At 37.3% G+C, this 17,649-nt stretch carries 12 protein-coding genes; 4 read left to right on the plus strand and 8 right to left on the minus strand.

Going from position 1 to position 17,649, the window contains the following annotated elements:
* Positions 1-13: 13 nt before the first annotated feature.
* Genes EPA86_RS15760 through EPA86_RS15775 form a run of 4 tightly spaced genes read left to right on the plus strand, consistent with a single transcriptional unit; the run spans position 14 to position 4,137 of the window.
* Positions 14-2,197 carry a cation:dicarboxylate symporter family transporter gene (locus EPA86_RS15760; RefSeq protein ID WP_140605308.1) on the plus strand — a complete coding sequence of 728 codons (2,184 nt, stop codon included), beginning with the start codon at positions 14-16 and terminating at the stop codon, positions 2,195-2,197.
* A 32-nt stretch (positions 2,198-2,229) separates the two neighbouring features.
* Entirely contained in the window at positions 2,230-2,649 is a 420-nt protein-coding gene (gene rcsF, locus EPA86_RS15765; protein ID WP_140605310.1) for an Rcs stress response system protein RcsF, read from the plus strand.
* Positions 2,650-2,680: 31 nt separating this feature from the next.
* Entirely contained in the window at positions 2,681-3,430 is a 750-nt protein-coding gene (gene tsaA / locus EPA86_RS15770) for a tRNA (N6-threonylcarbamoyladenosine(37)-N6)-methyltransferase TrmO (protein ID WP_211664951.1), read from the plus strand.
* A gap of 50 nt (positions 3,431-3,480) precedes the next feature.
* On the plus strand, positions 3,481-4,137 hold the full coding sequence (locus EPA86_RS15775) for a carbohydrate-binding family 9-like protein (RefSeq protein WP_140605312.1): 657 nt from the start codon (positions 3,481-3,483) through the stop codon (positions 4,135-4,137).
* Between the two features lie 200 nt (positions 4,138-4,337).
* Here EPA86_RS15775 and EPA86_RS15780 read toward each other — a convergent pair whose 3' ends face one another.
* The 8 genes from EPA86_RS15780 to fdhD all read right to left on the minus strand — a co-directional run bounded on the left by EPA86_RS15780 (position 4,338) and on the right by fdhD (position 17,602).
* Positions 4,338-4,841 (minus strand): FKBP-type peptidyl-prolyl cis-trans isomerase, encoded by a 504-nt coding sequence (locus EPA86_RS15780; RefSeq protein WP_140605314.1) that lies wholly within the window; start codon positions 4,839-4,841, stop codon positions 4,338-4,340.
* Between the two features lie 59 nt (positions 4,842-4,900).
* Positions 4,901-5,800 (minus strand): DMT family transporter, encoded by a 900-nt coding sequence (locus tag EPA86_RS15785; protein ID WP_140605316.1) that lies wholly within the window; start codon positions 5,798-5,800, stop codon positions 4,901-4,903.
* A gap of 47 nt (positions 5,801-5,847) precedes the next feature.
* Positions 5,848-9,675 (minus strand): AAA family ATPase, encoded by a 3,828-nt coding sequence (locus tag EPA86_RS15790; RefSeq protein WP_140605318.1) that lies wholly within the window; start codon positions 9,673-9,675, stop codon positions 5,848-5,850.
* Positions 9,672-11,126, minus strand: coding sequence for an exonuclease subunit SbcD (gene sbcD, locus EPA86_RS15795; protein ID WP_140605320.1), 1,455 nt, complete (start codon positions 11,124-11,126; stop codon positions 9,672-9,674). Before sbcD ends, EPA86_RS15790 begins: the two co-directional genes overlap by 4 nt.
* Before the next feature lie 165 nt (positions 11,127-11,291).
* Positions 11,292-11,969, minus strand: coding sequence for a flagellar brake domain-containing protein (locus tag EPA86_RS15800; RefSeq protein ID WP_246058428.1), 678 nt, complete (start codon positions 11,967-11,969; stop codon positions 11,292-11,294).
* Positions 11,970-12,151: 182 nt separating this feature from the next.
* The gene (fdhF, locus tag EPA86_RS15805) at positions 12,152-14,941 is read right to left on the minus strand and encodes a formate dehydrogenase subunit alpha (protein WP_211664952.1); all 2,790 of its coding nucleotides are present in this window, start codon (positions 14,939-14,941) and stop codon (positions 12,152-12,154) included.
* Positions 14,941-16,641 carry an NADH-ubiquinone oxidoreductase-F iron-sulfur binding region domain-containing protein gene (locus EPA86_RS15810; protein WP_140605322.1) on the minus strand — a complete coding sequence of 567 codons (1,701 nt, stop codon included), beginning with the start codon at positions 16,639-16,641 and terminating at the stop codon, positions 14,941-14,943. The genes fdhF and EPA86_RS15810 overlap by 1 nt, the downstream gene beginning before the upstream one ends.
* Before the next feature lie 58 nt (positions 16,642-16,699).
* Positions 16,700-17,602, minus strand: a complete 903-nt coding sequence (gene fdhD / locus EPA86_RS15815) for a formate dehydrogenase accessory sulfurtransferase FdhD (RefSeq protein ID WP_140605324.1) — start codon at positions 17,600-17,602, stop codon at positions 16,700-16,702.
* Between the last annotated feature and the right edge of the window lie 47 nt (positions 17,603-17,649).

Genomic DNA, 17,649 nt, shown 5'->3' on the forward strand with positions numbered 1-17,649 from the left:
AAAACGACAAACAATGAATAACGTAATAAAATATATAACGAATTCACCACTCTCAGCACAAATCATTACAGCGATGATTTTAGGTTTATTGGTCGGCATGAATTCATCTGGGGTATTACCGGGCGTTAACTCACTCGCTAACGCTTTTATCATGTTATTACAAATGACCGCACTGCCCTATATTGCCTTATCACTTATCATCGGCTTTGGTAGCTTATCTTCTCAACACATAGCTAAAACATCTAAAAAAGTCGTATTCTATATTCTACTGCTGGTCTTTATTGTCATTGGTTTTATATTGCTTGCGCCTATTGCTTTTCCACATTGGCAAAGCGCGGACTTTTATAGTTTAAATACCATCAAAACTCGTACTGAATTAGATTTAGTTGAGTTGTTTATCCCTAAAAATCCTTTCTACTCCTTTGCTAATGGTTTAATTCCTAGCGTTGTTGTTTTCAGTATTTTTCTGGGTATTGGTTTAATGCAAGTCAAAGGGAAAAAGCATGCGTTAATGGCATTAACGGGTCTTAATAATGCTGTTATTGCAGTGACTTCTATGGTGATGAAGTTTGCTCCAATTGGTATCTTTTGTATTGCACAGCGCGCTGTTGCAACCTTAGATAGCGATCAAATAGATGGATTAGTTGTTTATATTACCACTGCCGCAAGTCTTATTGTGATATTAAGTTTTGTCATTTTGCCTGCACTTATTGCAATGTTAACCCCTTTTAGTTACCTACAAATAATTAAAGCTTCTCGTCAAGCCATGTTAACTGCCTTTGCCACTGGCAGCTTTTTTGCGGTAATTCCAATTATTGTTGAAAAAGTTAAAACCTTAATACGAACAAACTTATTGGACGCTAATGTGACTCAAAGTTCAACTAATAGCACATCAAAAAGTAAAGACAGTATTGAACACTTGCCTGGTATTATTGTTCCAATTACCTTTAGCCTACCCGTAGGCGGTAAGTTATTAGCCATCTTATTTACATTATTTGCTGGCTGGTTTTCTGGTTCAAATGTTGAGATAGCAGATTACCTATTACTGATCACTGCAGGTGTCTCTCAGTTATTTGGTTCAACAACTATAGCAATTCCAAGCTTACTCGAATTGTTCAATGTACCTAGTTCCATGTTTGACTTGTTTGTCGTTGCAGAAAATTTAATGGTTGGACGCATCAGTTCTATGTTCTCTGTTATTTTCTCCATGTCTTTAGTGGTACTTGTCGCTTGCTCAATGACCAAAAAGATACGTTTTTCATGGAAAAAATCACGATATTTTATCGCGTTGCTACCCATAGTATCCATTTTAACTTTCATTGTATTGAGAGTGACCTTTGGACAAATTAGTTATCAATATCAAGGTTATACTAAATTCATAGAGCGTGACTTCATCTTATTAGACACTAAATCACGTGTACTACAATCACCAGATGAAAGCATTATGCATAATCAACCTACTGGTGATGTTTTAAGTAGAATTAAACAAAGGGGCTTTATTAGGGTTGGTTATTTTCGTGATGATTTACCTTACGCTCTCCATAATAGCCAAGGAAAGTTAGTCGGTTTTGATATTGAAATTATTAATTTGCTGGCAGATGATCTCAATGTCTCTATTGAGTTTGTACGTATTTTCCATGAGCAAGCGAAAGAATTGCTTACCTCAGGCTATCTTGATATGACCACGGGCATTCCCGTATTACCAAGTAATATGGCAGAATATACCTTAACCGTCCCCTACTCCAGCCAACATCTGGCTTTTGTGGTAAAAGAAAATAGACGTAGAGAATTCACTCAGTGGGGCCCTTTATTTAATAATGAAGACTTATTAATTGGCATACCTGAAATGTATTTCAGTAAGAATTTAGTTAAACGTTACTTTGAGAAAACAAGAGTTTGGGAAATAACAACTCCACGTCTGTATTTTAAAGAAAAATATCAGCATATTGATGCAATGTTACTTGGCGCACCTACTGCGTCAGCATGGACACTATTACACCCAGACTATACAGTTGTTGTACCAAAGCCCGCAATATCAGATATTTATATGGCCTTTGCGATTAATACCAACGACAGTCAATTTGAACAATATATGAGAAATTGGATTTATATGAAACAACAAAACAAGGCAATTGACAGACTGTTTGATTATTGGATAGCTGGAAATAATCCAGACTTCTTTAAAACATTAAAATAAACCTCTAACTATGTTGTATTAAGGATATCCTAATGAAAAATAAAATTATTTTAACGATTTTTACAAGTATAACTCTACTTAGCAGTTGTTCATCAAACTATGTTGTTTCAACTAACCTAGATAAAGAAAATTTCGATCATTACTTTTCAGCGAGTAAAGTTAAAATATATGACAAGGAAAGTGAGCTACCTGGCCCGTATAAGTTTGTCGGCCTTGTTGAAGGTCAAGATTGTCAAGCTATGTCTCACCAAGCTCAGCCAGATAAAATAAACGCAAGAACTCAAGCCAGACAACAAGCCTACCAACACGGCGCTAATGCAATTGTTTTTAGTGGTTGTGCATTACTTGATAGTGAAAAATTATCAAAGTTAAATGCCAGTAATGATGCTAAACAGTGTCACGCGATAATCATTTGTTATGCAAGAGCTTTTAAAACCAAAGATATTAAATAACACATGTTTCTCTATAAAACGGTTTCGCAATATGTCTGAAAATAACAAGAATAATCAAATTCATAGCGTCCAAGTTAACGCCATTGGTTTTATCGAGTCACCTTATCAGGAAAAATTTGCGATTCCACGACAGCCCGGATTGGTTAGTGCCGCTTATGGAAAAATCTTTTTAACGAATGAGCATAACCATCAGGAATTAGTTAAAGACATTGAACAGTTTTCTCACCTTTGGCTTGTTTTTATTTTTCATGAAACTCAAAACCAGGGTTGGAAACCACTCGTTAGGCCGCCAAGATTAGGGGGCAATGTTAAAACAGGCGTTTTGGCAACACGTTCTACGTTTAGGCCTAATCCTATTGGCATGTCAGTAGTGAAACTTGAGCATGTCGAGTTTGCAAAGATTGCTGGTAAATCACAAGTCATTCTTCATGTTTCAGGTGCTGATCTCGTTAACAATACACCGATTATTGATATTAAGCCTTATTTACCCTACTCAGATGCTATTACAGAGGCATCAGCAGGCTTTGCTCAAACAGAGCCAGCTAACACCCTAAAAATCCTATTCAGTAAACAAGCTTCAACTCAAGTAGGCCATTATAGTGCCCAGTACCCAAATATTACTCAGCTTATTGAGCAAGTTCTTGCACAAGATCCAAGGCCTGCATACAAACACGGTAAGTTAGATACTAAAGACTATGGTATGTCTTTATATGATTTAAACATTCAATGGAAAATGATAGATTTATCCACCATCGAAGTCTTTAACATTACGAAAAGTTAATTATTACCGTCCATTAGCATTAGCCTTAACACAGGATGAAATAACCCTAAATGAAGCAATATACAATACCCTCTCTCGCTAACGGCTCATTTGGCTGCGCTACATCTTCTCAAGTTAGTTGGCAAGACATACCCCAGTTGCACATAGCAACATATCCATGGTTTAAGCAAGGGATAAAGCAAGATACTAGCGTTAAACTTGCAGCCAGTTCAACACATTTGCATATACAAATTATTGCGCAAGATAACCATAGCTATGCCGTTCAAACACAGTTAAACCATATGCTGATTTGCGAAGATTCTTGTGTTGAATTTTTCTTTAGTCCTAGTGGGGAACTTGGTAGTGACTATATTAACTTGGAAGTAAACTGTTGCGGTACGCTTCATATTGCTTATGGCCCTAATCGAGAACAGCGCCAATTTATTTCACTTGAATCAGCAAGCAAAATTAGCTGTGTAAGTAGTATTACATCTCCTGTGAAATTTGAACAAGAACAAGATAGTCATTGGCAAATTGAACTAACGATACCTTTTGATGTGATTAAAGAAATCACTAAAAAAGAAATTAACCTTAACCATTGGTATGGCAATTTCTATCGTTGTGGCGGCAGAGTCGAGCCGCAATACTCGGTTTGGAATAATATAGACGTTAACCAACCTGATTATCACCGTCCAGAGTTTTTTGGCAAGTTAAGTTTTGACGTATGATCAGCCAGAATTCAACATAAGCATAAATGCAACGAAACTTAACCAGATATAAGCTTAGCTATACAATAGTTAAAGCCATAACCTAACTGTAATTGAATTGAATTGAAACTGTGAAAGTTTTAGGTAATAAAAAGCCGATATCATGAAAATATCGGCTTTAAAGGTAACGAGAGTTTTAAAATAAAACTGAATTAACCGTTTTAGTGATCATGACCACAGCTACTTCCCGCTGTATGTACATGGCCATGACTGATCTCTTCTTCTGTTGCCTCTCTAACATCAACCACTTCGATATCAAAAGTGATCACTTTTCCGGCTAATGGTGGATTCACATCAACGGTTACCATAAACTTACCTACTTTGAGCACAGTGACTTGACGTTGACCTTGCTCAGTATGTACTACAGCAACCATACCTGGTTTCCATTTAGCATTTTTACTTGGTAAACCTTGTAGATGTTTTGTTGGAACACGCTGAGTTGCGGCTTCATCGCGTTGACCGTAAGCTTCTTCAGGTTGTAGAGTGACTGAAAATTTATCACCCACTTCTTTATCAGTTAAGGCATTTTCTAAACCAACTAAGGTGTTGTTTGCGCCATGCAAGTAAGTTAATGGCTCATGTCCTGCAGATGACTCTAACTCTTCACCCGCTTCATTTTTTAATGTGTAATGAAAGTGCACTACTTTTTTATCTGAAATTTTCATAATATCTCAATGGTTAATCTATATCATTGCTGCAAAGTTTACCTTGCTCGTGCTGTGGATCAAGCCCATAACAATAAAATAACGACACTTAATACAATTAAAAACATCCCTAAATACTCTTTTAAAGAAATCGTTTCCTTAAACACACGGTAAGTTAAGGCTAAAGTTATAAAAAATTCAACTTGGCCAAGGGCTTTAACATAAGCAGCATTTTGATAGCTTGCCCCAGTAAACCAGCCAATAGAGCCTAATACACTAGTAATGCCAACAAAAAAACATAAACGCCAATGTTTAAGCATTAATCCTAGTTGTGTTTTATCTTGAATATAAACATAAACAACAGAAATAACCGTTTGAACCGTTATCATAAAAACTAAAGTGACCGCGGCACTGATCATAAGATCCGTATTTAGAGCTAGACTTGCTTCACGAATAAGCAACGTCGTTATGGCTAAACCAAGACCTGCAGCTAAACCATAGGCCATCCCCGTAACAGCATCAGAGCCTTTAAATATCTCTCGCAGGGTAAACTTTACTTTTGAGACTAAAAACACGCCAATAACACCGACGATAACGCTAAACCAACCTAAACCACTTAATTGCGCAGAAAACAGTAACGCGCCAACAATTGCCACTTGAATCGCTTCTGTTTTTGCTAAGCTAGTCGCGACAGCGAAATTGCGATAACGAAACGCTGCCACTAAGCATGCAGTACCAATAATTTGCATGACACAAGCAATAAGCCCATATTGCAAAAACTCAGTGTTTAGCGGCGGCGCAGATTGTTCCTTATAAGTTAATAACCACGCCAAATATCCCCAAGCAAAAGGCAAAGCATAAATATAACGTACCCCAGTAGTTGCCATAGCATTCAACTTGCCTGACAATTGTTTTTGACCTGCGGTGCGCACTGCTTGCATGGTCGCTGCAAGTAAAGTGAAATAAATCCAAATTTCCACTCATTTTTCCTTAATTGAAATCTTTCAAATGTAGATGATATCTCTTGCTAAGCTAAGTTATCCGTCGATTTAATGAATTCAAACTGCTTATCCAAACGACTTATGCCTAAACCATTTTGCTTTTCTACTTTAATTTGTACGGCAATACGTTCTTTTAACGCTTCAACATGACTAATAATACCAATCATTTTTCCTGAAGCATTTAAGGTATCAAGGGCATCAAGCGCTATTTCTAAGGTATCACTGTCTAACGTGCCAAAGCCTTCATCTAAAAATAGCGAATCAATACAGGTTTTATTACTAACCAAATCCGATAAAGCTAAAGCTAGTGCTAAACTCACGAGAAAACTCTCGCCTCCTGATAAAGTTTTAGTATCTCGAATCACATCTCCCTGCCATGTATCTAATACGGCCAAGGCTAAATTGTCACTTTGCTGACACTGTAACTGATAACGCCCATGAAGTTTAGTTAGCTGCTCATTAGCTAAATGCACTAAGTAATTTAGCGTTAGCCCTTGGGCAAATTTTCTAAACTTAGCACCATCGGCTGAACCGACTAAACTATTTAAGTGACTTAAATCATCAAGCTCTCGCATAGCTCGGGTTATGTTAGATAACAAGGCTTGTTGTTTTTTCACATTTTCAACATGTTGAGAAATAAGTTGCTGATGACTACCAAGCTGCATTTGCTGGTTTTTCAATAGCGATTTACTTGCCTCTAATTCGGCAGTTAATTCCTCATTACCAAGTATGGTTACACCCTGTTGTTCAAAATTTTCTCGTTCACGTAACAGTAATGTTTGTTGTTTTTCTGCCGTCTGCTTCAAAGCCAATATTCGCTTATTTTCATCATCAATTTGCTGAGCCAAGTGTTCTAAATCTGCCTTAATTTCAGGCGAAATCAAGGCAAGTTGAAAGGCTTGTTCATTCTCAAATACACTAGCTGATAAAGCATCACGCCAATTCAATTCGGTAGAAGATTTGAGCATTTCTTCACGTACAAACTGCTCTTTAGCAGACGATAACTGCCCATGTAAATGTTGATTTTTTTGAACTAACTGCTGGTTTTCAGTTTCAATTGATTTTAATGACGCTTTATTCTTCTTACGGCAGGATTCTATATATTCCCTCACATTTTCAACTACTTGCTCAACGCGCCCGTGAATGCTCAGCTCACCATACATGGTAACGCGTAACGTTTTTTGATTCGTGTTATCGACTTGTAATGCTATATTTTGCTGAACAAGTGATTGTTGTTGTTCACTGAGTTGTTCAAGTTGACTGGTGTGTAAAAATAATTGTTGGTTGATATCAACTAAACGTTTTTCACTACTCTCAATTGCCTCTTTCGTTGACAAAAAGTTATCAAGTTTTTCTGATAAATGAGCAAGCCAAACCTGCTCATTTTCAACATCAGAATTTTCTGGTTTTACCTGCTCTGCTGGTTGCTCAAAAGATAAAATTGGCAGAGAAAATTGATTGGATAAAATATCATTAAACACTGATTGTTTGATCTGCTCATACTCTGCTTTTAACAGCTCAACTTGTTTGCTGTTTGTCATTAAACTATTTTCAATATTAATTATGTTGGCTTGGAGTACTGCCATATCACTTTGCAAATCACTTGCTTGCTTTTCAATGTGCGTAAGTTGCTGTTGTTTACTTTGCTGTTCTTGTTCAATTTGGATAAATGTTGCTTGCAATGTTTGAGTTGCTTGTAATACCGTTAATGTTAGATGAACTTGCTCTGCAATATGATCAGAATTCGATAGTTCTACACCTTTGGGTAGACCTAGCGACATACTTTGCCACTGTTGCTCTATAGCTTGAAGTTCTTCACCCATAGCCTGTTTGCTATTGATTGAGGCATTGATTGTTGCCTGTATGTCGCTATGTTGCTGATTAAGTAGCTTGCCTTCTGCCTCTAAAGTAGATTTATGTACTTTTATTTTTAATAAACGCTCTTCATGTTCATTACCATTTATAATTTGATAGTTTTCTATGTAAGGGTGCTCTAATGAACCACACAATGGGCAAGCATTGTTAGGCTCAAGCTTAGCTCGATGGTCTGACAAGGCCATAATGGCACGTTGCTGTGTTAATAAGTTCTCAACATCTGTTTGCTGCTGGTTGAGTGCTGAAAAGTCAGCACGCATCAAAGCTAGTTTTTCAGTTAATTGCGCTTTAACTTTCTCATCTTCTGTTAGCTGTTGATTTAGTTGCAATATATCAGAGGTTAATTTTATAAATCGCGTTGAAAGTTGTTGGGTTTGTTGCCAGCTATGATGTTGCTCCTGCAACTGCATTAATAAGTCAGTTAATGCCGTAGAATTATTAAGTGATTTCTCTGATAATTCAAGCCATGGGTAGCTTTCTTGGTATTCGCTTAATAATGTTTCTTTTTTTCCTTCTACCTGCTCAAGCGCAAGCTGAATTCCCTGTATTTGCTGTTGGCCTGATTCAGATTTACTTGCTAATTGCTTTTGTTCCTTTAAAAGGTTTTGTTGATTAGTTAATTGGTCATTATATTGTTGCTCAATAGTCTGAACCTCAAAAAACTTACCTTGTAAATGTTCAAATTGACTTGCCCACAGCGGTAATTTTTCATTTAAAACTTCAAAAGAGGCATTGTTGCTAATAAAGGTTTGTTGTTGCAATAAGGTTTTATTGATAGCACTTTGCTCTGCTTGACACTTATCACGCGCACTATTCATTGATGAAATAGATTGTTGTAAAGCATTCAGTTCTGTCTTACTTGCTTGTAAGGCTGCATCTTGCTGTGCTAGCTGTAATTCTAACGGCGTGATCTTCTCTATTAAGATTTTTTCATCTTGTTTAAAGGTTAATTCTTGCGATGCAACATTTTTCTGAATTAAGGCAAGCTCTTCCATTGATTTAGTTAACTGAATACTCGATTCTGACAGTTGTGATTCAATTTGCTTAACCGTATGGCTTGATTCTGATAATTGTTTAACGGCCTGTTGATATTGATTATATGGTTCTCTCAAGGCTTCGGCAGGCTTTGCTTGGCTCAAACGCGCTAAATCCTCTTTCGACTCTTGCTGTCGTTTAACTACTTGTGCTTGTTGCTCACGTATATCATTTAGCTGGCTTTCATTATCATTAACGTTAGCTAACCAGCGCTGAAGTTGGTGATTGCGATCAAGCTGTTCATTGGTTTGCTTTTCTTGAGTGATTAATAGCGCTATTTCATTTTCAATTCGCTCTATTTCATCATCAGAGAGTAACTCAACACCTTTAGTTTCAGCTTGTAGTAATTGTAGCTTCTGCTCAGCCTCTTTATGATTTTGATATACTTTTTGTGAGATAACACCGTAAATTTCTGTGCCTGTAAGCTGCTCTAATAATTGCGCTCTATCGTTTGGTTTGGCATTCAAAAAGGCTGAAAAGGCTCCTTGGCACAGCATCATTGACTTGGTAAACCTTGAAAAGTTTAAGCCAGTAATTTCAGCGACCATTGCGCGAACATCTTTAAGTTTTTCGGCTAAAATAACGCCATCAAGTTGAGCTAACTCTGCTACAGGTTCAAGCAAATTTCCATCAACTTTATTTCGCGCTCTTTTTTGGCTCCAAAAAGCACGATATCCTTGACCTTGAACTTCAAATTCAACTTCTGCCATACAATGACTAGTATGACGAGTCATTAATAGGTTTTGACTTTTTGAGACTTCTAAACGGGGCGTTTTATGATACAAGGCTAAACAAATTGCATCTAACAGTGTGGTTTTACCAGCACCTGTTGCACCTGTAATGGCAAATAGACTATTCCCGTCAAAAGGGGTATCAGTGAAATCTAGTTTCCAGCTACCTTTTAAAGCATTAATGTTTTCAAATCGTAAAGTTAGTATTTTCATTGTTTGTTCTTCTCTATACTAACATTTAGATCACTTGCTCTTGCGCCATTTGTACTTGCGTCACTAACACTTTCATCACTAATACGTTTATTGTTTGGCTTTTCATCGCTTGGGCTATTATCAGTGTTATTAGTATTGACTTGCTGTACAGAAGTTATCTTGGTTAATTCCTCTTTCGATTGCTCAGCAATTTTTGTAAACAGCTGCCCTAACCTTGCTTTTCTCTCACTATCCTCGTCTTGCCAATCAACTTGAGCAAGCTTCGAGTTAAAAACATCCTCTATTGATAACTCTGCTAAAGAATTTTTATTCTGCTCACCTTGACTAAGTAGCATCGCTTGCCTGTCTTGTTTACTGCGCCTAACTAGTAACACTTCAACCGGATATTCAAGCACTAGCTCCTCAATCCGCTGCTGAAGATCGTTTAAATAGCCGCTACTTTGCACCTCAATATCTAACCAAATTTTTCGCTCTGATGTTAATTCTTCTTGGTATGAATCAATCAATGCTTGAGTTTTACTGACAAGGCTCTCTAATGAGGTTTTAATCATGGCTAAAGGTTGAAAGCATGGGATAGGTATCGTTGATATTTTTGGCGTCTCACTGTTTTCAAATTCAACTAAATAAACACTTTTCTGTTGCTTTGCTTCATCAAAACTTAACGGGATTGGCGATCCTGAGTATCTAATATGTTCAGTGCCACCAACCTTTTGTGCACGGTGAATGTGCCCTAGTGCAATGTAATCCGCTGGGGGAAATGCATGAGATGAAAACGCTTCAAGAGTACCAATATAAATATCCCTAACGCTATCACTTTTGCTGTCTGTTAACGAAACACCTAAAGCAGTTAAGTGTCCGGTTGCAATAATGGGGATATTTTGATTTTCATGAGTTTTATGCTGTAAAGCTACTTGCTCTGCATGTTTGTATAACTCACTATAATGCTTTGTAATAGCACTTTGTAATGTTTGCTGCTTATCTTGCGCTGATTGTCCGGCTTTACTAGCAATAACATCTCTTGGACGGATAAATGGTACGGCACAGACAACAGCCGTTACTTCTTTGTTGCTGTTCTTTAGTGTAATAACCTGTTCGTTGGTTTTATTTGAGTTTTCATCAGCTACGTTAACATGTGTTATGACTCGCGTAGATAAATTTGCGAGTAAAGATTTTGATTCACCTAACATAGCAACAGAATCATGATTACCTGCGAGGATAATCAACTGGCAATTCATCTGTTGTATTTTGCCAATAAAATCAAAATACAACTCACGCGCATAACTTGGCGGTGTTGAGGTATCAAATATATCACCTGCAACAATAATGGCATCTATGCCAAGGGTTTGTACTTGTTCAATAAGCCAATTTAAAAACTGTTGATGCTCATTGGCTCGGTTTTTACCATAAAAATACTGGCCTAAATGCCAGTCAGAGGTATGAATGAATCGCATGATGAGAAACGTAACTGCGCAATTTGAAAAAGAAATAGTCTACCTGAACAGGAAAATTTATTCAGCCACTAATCTTTAATATAAGATGGTTTAGCCGTTATTTAGTCAGTTAACGATTATTTATGATCGGATACCATAAATTAGCATATAAGTATGTTTAGCAAGTTAACATTCGCCAGTATCAATGAATAATTGAGCCAATAACTTAGGTACTATCTCTTCATTATCTAAAAATTGAATACCAACATTCACTTTACCGTCATCGTTTCGACTATTACGTACTTTTGCTGGAATCTTTACATCCTCCCCTGTTGGGCTTTTAAGGCAAACAAAAATATCACGTTTTTTTACTGTTGTTGTATTACTTTTACTAACAAAGGTAAAACCACAGCCTTTAGTTGATATATCCCCAATAACACCATTGATTTTAGTATTATTTTCTTTGTTAGAGTCTTCTAACATAATCATTGAAGGCAAGTGAATAGTCGTCCTTTGCTGCATACGTAACTGGCGATTTTCAATTTTTTTAGGGTATTCAAGATAAATATGCTTTTCTGGATATTTTGTAATGTTCTTGATAGTCGAGCGAAAAGCAAAGCATTCGCCTTTACTGCCTTCCATGAGATACCGAACAATAACAACATTTCCTTCGATCAATACGTCACTGTATTGTGATTTACTCACCACTTTGGGGTATTTAATCAAAATATATCGGCCTAATTCATAGCCAATCAGAGTAAGTTTTAATCGTACTGCAACGGGATGGTTAATTTGTACATCAATGTATTTTCCTGGCTGAAGTTCAAATAATTGAAGCTCCTGAGTATCCATTTGGTCTGACATGTAAGTGATGAGAGCCTATTAATTGATAAGATATAGCTATTAATATAAACAAAGTTGTACAAAGCTACAATCAGAGAAACCATTTCTGATAAATATTTGTAACTAAAAAGTAAGTTATAAGGCAAATAATAAAAAAGGTACTCAAAAGAGTACCTTTATTTAAATCAACTAACGATGCCGTATTATGAGCAGGCTGGCTCAATACCGACTGAAACTACTTTATACTCTGGGCATTTAGTGTGTTTATCTGTTACATCACCAGTCACTCTATTAATCATCAGCTCAGGAAAATGGAAAGTAGTGAACAGAACACCTGATTTCACTTTTTCACTGATTTCTGCTGTGAGCTCTATTTCACCACGAGCAGAATATAATCTTACTTTGCTATTATCCTTAATCGCTTTAGCTTTTGCATCAAGAGGGTTAATAAGTAATACATCTTCACTGACAATAATTTCATTGGCTGTTCTACGCGTCATTGTTCCAGCATTATAATGCTCTAGATTACGACTTGTCGTTAAGATAAATGGATATTGCGCTCCATGCTCTTCTACCTCTTTACTCTCTTCAAACTCATAAAAATGAAACTTACCTAAGCCACGTGTAAACTGCTCAGTGTGCAATATTTGCGTGTCAGTACCATCTTTTGCAACAGGCCATTGCAAACCATTTTCACCTAGATTATCCCATGTAATACCTGCAAAGAATGGCACGACTTGTGAGATTTCTTCTAGCATAGAATCTGCGTGGTAGTCAGCTTGCTGATATCCTAGGGCATTCATCATATCAACGACAATTTGTCCATCTGTTTTACAGCCTTCTTTAGGGGGAACAGCAGCATTAACTTTTTGTACACGTCGCTCACCGTTAGTAAACGTACCGTTTTTCTCTAAAAATGAGCTACCCGGTAAAACAACATCGGCCATTTTTGCCGTTTCAGATAAAAAGATTTCTTGCACAACCAGTAAATCAAGGTTGGATAAACTCGCCACGACATGGTGTTGGTTGGGATCAGTTTGTACAACATCTTCCCCCATTATCCATAATGCTTTTAAATCACCAGCTAAAGCCGCATTAAACATTTCAGGGATCTTATAACCCACATCTGTAGGCCATAACTCATTAGGAGCAATACCGTAATGTGATTTGTAGTACTCAATGTTATCTTCTTTCGTTACATCAAGATAGCCTGCACCTTGATGAGGTTGACAGCCCATATCTGCAGCACCTTGAACGTTGTTTTGACCACGAAGTGGATTCATACCAACGCCAGCTCGGCCAATATTACCTGTTAACATAACAAGATCAGCAATACACATGATGGCACGACTACCCTGAGAATGTTCTGTCACACCCAGCCCATGGAAGCTCATGGCATGACTTGCCTTGGCATAAGCTATTGCAGCTTCTTTAACTAAGTTTTTATCAACCCCAGCAATATTGGCTAATTCATCCATATTTAGCGATAAAATAGCATCACGATATGCAAGGTATTCCTCTGTTCTATTATCAACGAAGCTTTGATCAATTAACTGCTCAGTAATGATGTAATATGCCATCATATTTAACACAGCAACATTGGTTCCTGGGCGCAATTGAATATGCCAATTTGCATAACGCGCTAACTCAGTTTTTACCGGATCTAACACGATAAGCGGTGTGCCTTTAAGCACTTTTTGTTTAATTTTAGCGCCAGTTACTGGGTGTGCTGCCGTTGGGTTAGCACCGATTAATAAGATGAAATTTGTTTCTTTAAGATCATCAATAGAATTGGTCGCGGCACCAGTACCAAAACTTTGTTGCATACCGTAAGCCGTTGGTGAGTGACAAACTCGTGCACAACAATCTATATTATTAGTGCCTAGAACAACACGCATCATTTTTTGTAGTAAATAGTTTTCTTCATTAGTACAACGTGCAGATGAAATGCCAGCTAAGGCATCACCGCCATGTTCTGATTTTATGGCGTTCATTTTCTTGGCCAAATAATCAAATGCAAAATCCCAACTCACTTCTGTTAATGCGCCATTAAGCCTAACAAGTGGTTTAGTTAACCTATCTGGGTGATTATAAAAGCGCCATGCATAGCGTCCTTTTAAACAGGTGTGTCCTGAATTCACCGCAGCATCTTTAGGAGCTTCAATAGATAAAATCTTATTATCTTTTACTGAAACCTCTAAATTACAACCAACACCGCAATATGAACAAATGGTGCGAACTTTATCGATTGAAGATTGCTCAGTGGAGCTTTCTTGACGTAAGTTTTGTCTAAAGACATCAGTTATTGCACCTGTAGGACATGTTTGCGCACAAGCGCCACACGAAACACAATCTGACTCGTCAAAACTCACATCTTGGCCCTTAATAATACGTGCATCAAAGCCTCTACCTGCTACATTGAGTACTTGCTCGCCCTGTATTTCATCACAAGCACGTACACAGCGATTACAATCTATACATTGGGTAAGATCCATACGCATATAAGGGTGTGAATCATCGACAATACTACCCTGCTCATCGCTTGGAACACTATCTACACTGAATTTACCTTTAGCAAAACGAACTTCTGTAACGCCAGTATCTAACACAACTTGTTCAAATTCTGTAGTATGTTCATTTTGCTTAGGTGGTAATTGCTGCTCAGGCAGATCACTTAACACGAGCTCAACGATATTTTTTCTCAACTTAACAACACGTTCTGACTGGCTGTAAACATGCATACCATCGCCAATAGGTGTGTGGCAAGAAGCCATCACACGTCTAGGGCCATCAGCGGCAAGTGCTACATCTACGGAACATACCCGACAACTTCCGTAAGGTTCAAGGCGGCTATCGTCACATAAGGTTGGAATGTTAAAACTATCTTGTACTCTGCGGCTAAATTCTAAAATGGTTTCACCTGCTTTGATCGGGTAATCAACACCATCTAGAAATGCGCGTTTGTCTGTTATTTTATTTGAAGAGACTGTCATTATTTTGCCTCCTGTTTTGCTGTACCTGAAGCAATAAATGGCGAAATTTCATCACCAAAATACTGTAAAATATTTTGAATAGGCAATGGAACACCTCCCCCCAGAGCACAAAGCGAGCCTAGCTGCATTGTTTCCAATAAATCATTGAGTAAACTTTCATCAATCGCTTGTTTACCTGATATTGCATTTTCTACCATCTCGTGTCCGCGTGTTGAACCGATTTGACAGGGGTAACACTTGCCACACGATTCTGCAGCAGTAAACTCAAATAAATGAGCCATATAATCAATCATAGAGAAAGATTCAGGTATACCAATAATACTAGCGTGCCCTAATAAAAAACCTTCTTGAGCAAAAGACTCAAAATCTACTGTTAATTTTTCAATAGCTGAAATAGGTACTACACCACCAAGCGGACCGCCAATGTGCAATGCTTTAATTTCTTTTGAAAAACCACCGGCAAGGGAAATAACATCAGCTAATGGGGTACCCATCGCTACTTCATAAATACCTGGTTTGTTAAAAGCTGAATCTAATGAAATAAGCTTAGAGCCTGTAGATTTTCCATTACCAAGTACAGAATATCTTGTTACGCCACTTGGCTCATGTTCGTTTTTATCTGTTTTTGATAAGTCATCACTTAGAATGAAATGAATGGAGCCAAATGTTTCGACATTATTAACAACGGTAGGACAACCGAATAAACCACTTTGAGTTGGGAATGGTGGTCTAACCGAAACAACGGGCCTTTGACCCTCTATAGATCGTAATAATGCTGTCTCTTCACCACAAATATAAGCCCCAGCACCGCGGACAATTTTAAAGGTAAACTGCCAATTATCAGTAAATGCTATGGATAACTGATTAAATTCAGCAATGGCTTTTTCTGTATTTATAATAGCGTCTGGGTATTCATCACGTATATATAAAATACCTGTTTTGGCCCCTGTTAAATAACCAGACATAAGCATGCCAAACATTACAGCATGAGGTCTTTGCTCTAATAAATAACGATCACTATAAGCGCCAGCATCACCTTCATCAGCATTGCAAACTATATATTTTTCATCACCTTGTGCTTCTAAACATGAGCGCCACTTAAAGCCTGTAGGAAAACCTGCACCACCTCGACCTCTAAGACCAGAATCACTGACGAAAGTCAGCAAATCATCAACGCTAAACTTTTTTACCAACTCATTAAACAGCTGATAATACTGAGCAACATCATTAATTTCAGCCGTTAGTATTGGCTGCTCTAAAGTACAGGCAACCTCATAATATTCATTTGATTTTGTATCAGGCTCTTCCGCTAAACTGGCAAGGTTATCAATATCATTTGCAGAAAAGTTTTTGCCCGCTATTTGAAAGGCCGCATTTTGAGCACATCGTCCTAAACAAGTAACATGTCCAACATTATTTTCGCCGAACTTTTCGCTTAAATTTTGCTTAATATTCTCTTGTGTACCAGCACATAAACACGAAGAGCCATTACATACATAAGCTTTTTTATCAGCGTTTTCACCTTCAATAAAATCATAAAAACTAGCTGTACCTGAGACTACCGCTTCACCCACTAAAAACTCTTTTGCTAATTTCTCTTTTTCTTTTGGTGACTTTTGTTGCTCTGACAGCACTAACTCTTGAAACAAGGTGTGCTCTATGCCCTTTCTACGGGCTAATTGTGATAAATTTTTCGACATAGTTGCTCTCTTTGTCTGCTTGCGTTGGTAATAAATATCAACAGCTTTATTATTTATTTTATGACGTAATTCGCCAATCGCCATGATAAACGTTAAATGAATGCTCGGCTGCAAAACCGATAAGTGTTAAATCAAACCGTTTAGCACCTTGTATAGCAAGATCTGATGGTGCACCTACGCCAATAAGCACACTTACCCCAGCCATAAGTGCTTTTTGTACTATTTCAAAACTGATTCTGCCGCTAACCATTAATACAAGTAAACTTGTGGCGGCGCAGTTATGTTCATCTATATATGAACCTACAACTTTATCAACGGCATTATGACGGCCAATATCTTCATGAAGATGGAGTAATTGACCAGTTTCATCGAATAAAGCTGCTGCATGTACACCACCAGTTTGATCAAATAACCTTTGCTGCTTTCGCATAGCTTCATTAAGAAAAGCTATTAGAGTTGCGGGTAAAACACTATGAGATTTAGATAATTCTGGTAGTTTTGGATTTTTAAGTTCAAGAGATTTGATTGATGTTGTACCACAAATACCACAACTCGAGTAAGTCAATTGAAATTGTTCAATAGAGTCGAGCTTAGGGGCAAAGTTTTTGCTGAAAATGACTAACCATGCGTTCTGGTTTATATCGCTATTTATTTGCTCTATATCATCGCCATTATGTTCAGTTTGTATACTAGCAATTTGACTACTTTGTTGAATAACCCCTTCACTTAATAATAAACCTAAAATTAATTCACGTTCATATCCTAGGGTACGCATCGTTATTGAAAACACTTTTTCAATGTTTTCCTTTCCTGAAATCCAAGATAAACGAATCTGCAAAGGTTGTTCAACAATGACCAAGTCAGTTGATAAAGACCTTTTTTCCGCACTAGAACCAACAAAAGAATAATTAACTTTATTGATTTTTTTTGTTGATTGTACTGAGTGGGTGTCTTTTTCCATATAAAATTCGCATACTGTTGAATATTCGTTTAACTTAACAAAGTCTA

It is taken from the genome of Litorilituus lipolyticus, from assembly GCF_006439335.1.
Taxonomy (GTDB): Bacteria; Pseudomonadota; Gammaproteobacteria; order Enterobacterales; family Alteromonadaceae; genus Colwellia; species Colwellia lipolytica.